The sequence below is a fragment of the Bifidobacterium sp. UBA744 genome (assembly GCA_002298605.1).
Taxonomy (GTDB): Bacteria; Actinomycetota; Actinomycetes; order Actinomycetales; family Bifidobacteriaceae; genus Bifidobacterium.
Genome location: DBKS01000063.1, coordinates 47,654 through 55,115 on the forward strand (window position 1 = coordinate 47,654; position 7,462 = coordinate 55,115).

Here is a 7,462-nt window from a genome sequence, read left to right on the forward strand (position 1 = left end):
CCGCGCATGGAGGGCCAGGCGCCGGCAACGGAGTCTTCGGTCAGAAGTTGAAATTGTCCGGATCCGATCCGTGCCTCGTGTTGATGCCGAGATTCGACAGCGCCTCCATATCGGACGCCGACAGTTCGAAATCAAACACGTCGAAATTCTCACGGATGCGCTCGGCGTGCGTGGACTTCGGGATAACCACCACGCCACGCTGAAGATGCCAGCGGAGAATCGTCTGCGCCGGCGATTTGCCATATTTGGCGGCGATGCCCGCCACGATATCGTTCTTCAGCAGATTGCCGCCGGTGCCGCCAAGGGGGCTCCACGCCTCAGGCGTAATGCCGATGGAACGATCCCAGTCGATGAGCTCCTGATTGGGGAACTGGGGACTGGATTCGATTTGGTCGACCGCAGGCGTCATATCGGAGAACGACCGCAGCTCCTCAAGATGATGACGGTGGAAATTGCTCACGCCGATCGCACGGACGCGGCGCTCGGCATAGAGCTGCTCCAGTTGTTCCCAAGCCCGCTGCCAACCCTCCGCAGGCCAATGGATCAGGTAGAGATCCACATAATCGGTTCCCAGCCTGTCTAGACTTTCGAAGAACGCTTCTCGGGCACGACCGTCACGCACATCCTGATTCCACAGCTTGGTGGTGAGGAAAATATCGCGGCGCTTCACACCCGACTGGCGCACCCCCTCGCCTACCGATTCCTCATTGCCATAAACCTTGGCCGTGTCGATATGACGATAGCCGGTCTGCAAGGCCCAGCGCACGGCGTCAACGGTCTGCCGGCCGCTTTCCGTGCGGAACACTCCCAAACCGAGCTGCGGAATGGAAACGCCATTGTTCAGAACGATGGTTGGCTGATCGGCCATATGTACCTCCCTGGTGACAATGCAAGTGGTGACAATGCAAGGTTTTTCCCATGGTATTCCAAACACGACGCACCACGCCAACTCCGCCCGACGACGGCACCACGACGACTCCGCTTACGGCATATTCATATTTCCCCAAGCTTCTTCCCGTAGACTGGCGGCAAGGTAACACAAAGGAGCCATCATGCCATCCGGTCAATTCCCAGAGGACAATCGTCAATCCCAGCAACCGCAGTACGGCCAGCCATATACCGGCCAATTCCATCAGCAGCAGCCGCAATATGGCCAACCGCTCGCCCAACCGCAATATGCAGCGGCATCCGGCGCCTTCGGAACATCCGGCGCCACCGGAACCGCGACCTATACCACTAATCTTGCCTATTCCTACGAGCAGGCGGCGCGGGTCTCCATCACCCGCGCCTATGGCGAAATGACCCTCGGGCTGCTGGTCACCGCGGCAGTTGCCGTGCTCACCAATGCGACCGGTTTGCTGAGTGCCTTCGTTTCGGCGACCGGCACCTTGGGATGGATCGGTCTGGCGATCGCGCAAGTCGGTCTGGCCATTTTCCTCGGCGCGCGAATCACCAGGATCTCCACCGGCACGGCGCGCGCGATGTTCTACGCATATGCCGCCCTCATGGGATTCACGCTCAGTTCGATCTTCGCCGTCTACAGCCTTGGCAACATCGGCATTTGCCTGGCACTGTGCGCTGGATTCTTCTTTGCGCTCACCATGATCGGACTCACCACCAAGGTCAACATGCTCAAGGCGGGTCCCATTCTGATAGTCGGTCTGATCGTGCTCATCGTCGCCGAGCTCCTCATCTCGATGTTCTTCCCCGGCGATGCCATGCTGCAGATCGTCTCCGCCATCGGACTGCTCCTGTTTGCCGGCATGACGGTGTACGACGCGCAGTCGACACGCGCCATTTTCAACCAGTATCAGAGCCAGGGGCCTGAGATGATCAAAAAGGTGTCGGTCCTGTGCGCCCTGAACCTGTATCTCGATTTTGTGAATATGTTCCTGTATCTGCTGCAGCTGTTCGGTGACCGCGAGTAGCTTCGGCCGGCATCCTCTTCGGCACAGTCTCTGTCCGCCGATCCCCCAGGACCTGACCTGCATATATATGCGAGGTCAGGTCTTTTTGCTGCCTTTTGCCGCGCACATGGGACCGCAATCACGACACATTGATGCGTTAGCATAATTTGCCATGAAGAGCAGAGAACTGAGCAGCATGCTGTGCCTGGTATTAACCGCATTGATTTGGGGCTTTGCCTTCGTTTCCCAAGTGCAGGGCATGGCCACCATGTCACCGCTGTTCTTCAATGCCACGCGCTTCACCCTCGGCGCGATATCGCTCATTCCCGTTCTGTTGATCATGAGACGGACGCAGCCGCGGAACACGGGCGACGACAAATCCGCAACGGAAAGCACGACTGGAACTCAGGCTGAAGTTGAGGCGAAGACGGAGCTTGAGGCCGGCGCCGGATGGCGTCGCAACCCCGCGATCGTCGGAATGATTTGCGGGCTTTTTCTGTTTCTCGCCAGCACGCTGCAGCAATACGGCATTATGTACGGCCAGTCCGCAGGACGAGCCGGCTTCATAACGGCACTCTACATTGTGCTGGTCCCCCTACTGGCCTTCGTGTTTCTGAGACGCCGCATCACCATAACCGTGGTGACCAGCGTGGGCGTCGCCGTCGCCGGCTTTTATTTCCTGTGCATCACCAACGGATTCGGCTCATTGACGTTAGCCGATCTGCTGCTGCTCTTCACATCGCTGTTGTTTGCCGCCCATATTCTCATCATCGATACACTTGGAACGCATGTTGACGCGTTGCGACTCTCCTTCGCGCAGTTTTGCACCACGGCCGTATTGAGTTGGATCGGATCATTCGCGGATGGTTCCGTGGACTGGGCCGGAGCTTGCTCCTCATGGTTTCCTGTCCTCTATGCCGGTTTTGGATCCGTGGGCATCGCCTATACCTTACAAGCCGTCGGACAGCGATGGGTGCCGCCAACCCGGGCATCTCTCATCATGAGTCTCGAATCGTTCTTCTCCGCCGTGGGGGGCGCACTGTTTTTGGGCGAATCCATGACTCCACGCGGTTATCTTGGGTGTGCGCTGATTTTTCTCGGAACTTTGCTGGCTCAGGCACCCGCCAAACTACCCAAATGGCCGCGCCGATCGGATCCAGCGACCCATGTTTCCAAAAAGTGAGTCGCATTCCATATAGCGGTATGGCTCTGGTTTGTGAAAGAATCCATTATGGATTCTTTCACAAACCAGAGCCATACCGCATCTCCACCACGCCGCTTAGCGGCTTGATCCAACGTTAAACAAGGACCTATGAAAGACCACCTGCGCCAACGTCATCGCCAGCGATGTGAAAGAATCCATAATGGATTCTTTCACATCATGCCGCTTGTCCACAGAGCAAGAACGATTCCGCGGAATGGATGGCCGACATGCCAACGACTTCATCCGCCCATTTATTTCGTCAAATCATAGATGCTGACGCCATCCACTGTTTGCACGGTAAAGTTTTCCGCCACCCACTCGGCAATCTCGTTCGCCGAATTGGACCCTCCAAGCTGGTTGCCGCCCAGGCCGCCTCCGCCAATGTAATAATGGATACGTCCCTCAGCCACGTATTCCTTGAACTGCTCAAGGGTCGGACTTGGATCGGAACCATTGAATCCACCGATCGGCATCACGGCTTGCTCGCTGGCAAGCTGGTAGCTCGCGGCATTCTGCGAGCCGGTGGTTGCGGCAACCCAAGTGTACTGACCGGCATTATCCTTCAGCATGGCCACGATAGTCTCGCTGGCGGACCCGCCACCGAGCAAACCGCCGCCGCCTCCGGGACGAATCTGGCTGTTTTGCTCCGATGATGCCGCGCCATCGCGATTGGCGCCATTCGGGAACGACTGGCCGCTGCCGTCGGATTGCGACTGGCCGCTACCCCCACCGGCGGTCCCGTGAGGATTTCCCCGGGAATTGTTGCCGTTCGGCAGCCCAGGCCCGTTTTGTCCGCCGAATCCACCATTGCCGTTCACCGAGCCACCATGAGCCGGCCCGCCATTGCCCCGCATGCCAGGACCGCCGTTCTGCGCACCACCCGGTCCTCCGCCCATGCCGGTGGATCCTGTGACATTGGGACCAGCCGTGACAATGGAACCCTGATGACCTACGGACACCGTATAGGCAGTCCATGCAACCGGACCGGCATAGAGAGCAACTGCGCCCAGCGTCACCGCCACGATTCCAGCAACGCGAGCGATCGACACCATTGCCGGTGTACGCAGAACACGCAATCCGCGCAGAGGCACGGCGGCGATGGCAAGCGCGGCCAGAATCAAGACGGACGCCAGCCCGAGCATCAGCACCACGATCTTGAGCCAAGGCACCCAACTGGAACGTCCCAGCAATTCAACCGCCCAGATCGCAGTAACCAGCGTGACGACAGCGGCGCACGAGCGCGCCCACAGGGCATGGCGACGTTCCCAAAGAACCGATGCCGCTATTGCAACCAGCACCGCCACGGACGGAGCAAGCGCCACGGTGTAGTACTGGTGGAAGATGCCCGACATATAGCTGAACACCACCCAAGTAACCAGCAGCCATGACCCCCAGACGATCACGCTGGCGCGACGAAGATCGGTACGGCGAGCACACCGGCATGCAATGCAGCCAATAACGATTCCCAGTGCGGCGACTGGGGCGAGCCACGCGATTTGCCCACCAAACTCACCGTCAAGCAGCCGAGTCAGTCCGGTTTCGCCCCACATGCCTCCCGAGGCCTTTCCGCCGCCGACAACGGCGCCATTCTCGTTGCCGGTAAGTCGCCCAAAACCGTTGTAGCTAAAAGTCAATTCGAGGAACGAGTCCGTCTGGGATCCTCCGATATATGGACGGGATCCTGATGGCACTATCACCGTCAGCAGCATCCACCATCCGGCAAATACCAGCATGCTGACGATCGCCACCAGCCCGTCGACAATCCGGCGGATCAACTTGGTGGGGGAAGCGGCCAACACCGCAAACGCAAATCCGGGAAGCACGAGCAGAACCTGCAATTGCTTGGTCAGGAAACCTAATCCGACCAATGCGCCGGCGAACGCCAACCATGCGGTACGACGACGATTGGCTTGCCGGTTGTCAGGATATTCCAGCGAGCGCAGCACCGCGTATGCCGCACCGGTCATTAGTGTGACGAGCAGCGCGTCCGGATTATTGAATCGGAACATCAGCGCCGCGACAGGCGTGGTGGCGAGCGTCAGCCCCGCGATCGCACCGAACCAATTGCCCCAATACCGTCGGGTGCAGGCATAGACCAGCCAGACCGATACCATGCCGCAGATCGCCTCGGGCAGGAGGATGGCAAAGGAGTTGAGGCCGAACATGCGTACGGACAGGGCCATCAGCCAGATGGCTGCCGGCGGCTTATCGACGGTGATGGAGTTGCCCGCGTCGGACGATCCCCACAGAAACGCCCACCAGTCGACGGAGCCGGCCTGCGCGGCGGCTGAGTAGAATTCGTTGGCATAGCCCGATGCAGTGAGGTTGACGAACATGATGATGCAGCTCAGTCCCATCATGACGGCGAACCCGATCCAGTCCAATGGGGCTCGGCGAACGGCGACGGGATGACGCATCGTCATGACGGGCTGCGGGTGCACGAATTGGCCGCCGCGAATCCCAATGAATGACGCCAAGCGGGATTTCCGCGGCGAAGACGTGATTGATGCGCACGAGGCTGCTGTTGGCATGGTAGTTCCCTTCGATTGAGCACGATGGATTTCGACGCTGAATGATGTGTCGCCAATTGGTTTCATAGCGCGGAGGGCTTTGTCGGGGAAGATGCCGATGCCGGATGGCCTTGCGAATTCTCGGGCTTTCCAGCGTCATCGGAATTGGCGGCACCGCCCGATATGCCATGTTGCGAATATGCGCCGCGTAACGATTCCATGCGGTTTGTCTGTCGACGACGCATGAGTTTCAGCGTGCGGCTCATTCGCCACATGCCGGCCAGATCCTTGGCGATGGTGTCGGGAATATTCACGGTGGTTCCCGCATCCTCCACCCAATGTACTGGGAATTCATATATGCGCATGTTGGTCGCCTGTGCCAGCAAGAGCATTTCGGTATCGAAGAACCATTCGTCGTCCTGTATGTACGGCAGCAGATGTCGCGCGGCGGAAGCCGTCATGGCTTTGAATCCGCATTGCGCGTCACGGAAGGCGGCGCCGAGCAGCGAGCGCAGCAATGCGTTATAGGTCTGCGAGATCACTTCGCGTTTCAGAGACCGCGTAACCTCGGATTCATCACATAACCGACATCCGGTTGCCACATCCGCGCCGCCACGCAGCAATGCCCAAATCAGCGCATTGGTGGAGCGAATGTCCGTGGATAAGTCGGCATCCATATATGCCACGACTTTGGCTTCGGACTCGCCCCACGCAAGTTTCAATGCACGGCCGCGACCTTTGGCGGCGATTTTCACGGCTCGCACCAGATCAGGATATTGGGAGGCCAATTGTGCGGCAATGGGCCATGTGGCGTCGGTGCTGGCATTGTCTGCCACGACAATGTTCCACGTATATGGAAATTCCTCGTGCCGAGTGCGGGAAAGATAATTCGTCAACGTTATAACGGATGCGCTTAACTGCTCTTGTTCGTTATAAACAGGAACGACGATATCGACGTCGACGCGGCGAGGCGTCCCAACACGCTCGACGATGGTCGACAGCATCTGCGGACCGTCCATCGTCCGAATGGCCGGTGAATAGCTGCTGAGCTGAAGTGTTTCTGATTGGTCCATGTCTACAGGAAACAATCGATTTCATGGAGTATGTCCCGCGCCAGGTACAAGGCAGCTGTCGATTCTCGAATAGCATGCGAAATGATCCCTGAACACTTTCTGAAGACGCATCCCCCGTCTCGAACATATCTCTGTTGCACCCACTCCTAAGACGAGGCGTGCGCGCTACCTTAACGACATACTTGATTCGTCGCCGAGATAGAACGGAGTCAATGACTGCAGCGACCTAATCGCATATCTCCATTTCGAAACCACAACAGGCAGAGGCCTCCGGCTCCCCCAAGAGCAGCCGGAGACCCGAATGGAATCAATACGATGCATAAGGAACAGGTAGCGAAAGAACAGGTAGCGAAAGAACTTCCAACTACTGCATATTAAACTCGTGCGTCACCTTAACGCCACTGTTCACCGCCAGAAAGGCGCTGACCTCAACGTCGACCGGCGAATCATCCGTCAGAACATACCCGATCGTCACTGTTGACGAGGTGCCCGGCTGCAATTCCCGCATATACGAATCGGCATCATAGCCCGAAGGCGAATCAGTATATATCGCCGTAGCCAGTTCGACGCCATTCTGGAACACCTGCGGATGAGCCAACGTCGCGAAGGAATTATTCCGCGTCGTGGTATTGGTCCATTCGTATGTCACCACGACGGTAGGCTTATTCTCGTAATCCCTACCGCTTTTGACTGCGGACACGATCTTCACATGCGCCCCATCGATATCTCCTTCGGTATCCTGAGCGCCTTGCGCTTTCGAATCGGCGG

Annotated in this window: 6 protein-coding genes; 2 read left to right on the forward strand and 4 right to left on the reverse strand. The window is 58.0% G+C overall.

Features of this window, described 5'->3' with window-relative positions; all coding sequences use genetic code 11:
* Window positions 1–40: 40 nt before the first annotated feature.
* Window positions 41–868 (reverse strand): aldo/keto reductase, encoded by an 828-nt coding sequence (locus tag B2994_RS07270; protein WP_291527703.1) that lies wholly within the window; start codon window positions 866–868, stop codon window positions 41–43.
* A gap of 184 nt (window positions 869–1,052) precedes the next feature.
* Here B2994_RS07270 and B2994_RS07275 point away from each other — a divergent pair, with 184 nt between their 5' ends.
* Complete coding sequence (locus tag B2994_RS07275; protein ID WP_291527704.1) at window positions 1,053–1,928, forward strand: Bax inhibitor-1/YccA family protein; 876 nt, start codon at window positions 1,053–1,055, stop codon at window positions 1,926–1,928.
* A 175-nt stretch (window positions 1,929–2,103) separates the two neighbouring features.
* A complete protein-coding gene (locus tag B2994_RS07280) occupies window positions 2,104–3,090 on the forward strand; it encodes a DMT family transporter (protein ID WP_291527739.1) in 987 nt (328 codons plus the stop codon).
* Window positions 3,091–3,362: 272 nt separating this feature from the next.
* On the opposite strand, the gene B2994_RS07285 is transcribed toward B2994_RS07280, so the two are convergent.
* From B2994_RS07285 to B2994_RS07295, 3 genes are all read right to left on the reverse strand, one after another.
* On the reverse strand, window positions 3,363–5,588 hold the full coding sequence (locus B2994_RS07285; protein WP_291527705.1) for an ArnT family glycosyltransferase: 2,226 nt from the start codon (window positions 5,586–5,588) through the stop codon (window positions 3,363–3,365).
* Between the two features lie 116 nt (window positions 5,589–5,704).
* Entirely contained in the window at window positions 5,705–6,640 is a 936-nt protein-coding gene (locus tag B2994_RS07290) for a dolichyl-phosphate beta-glucosyltransferase (protein ID WP_414630666.1), read from the reverse strand.
* 418 nt (window positions 6,641–7,058) lie between these two features.
* Window positions 7,059–7,462 (reverse strand): DUF5067 domain-containing protein (locus B2994_RS07295; protein ID WP_291527706.1); only part of this gene is annotated, 404 nt, incomplete at its 5' end.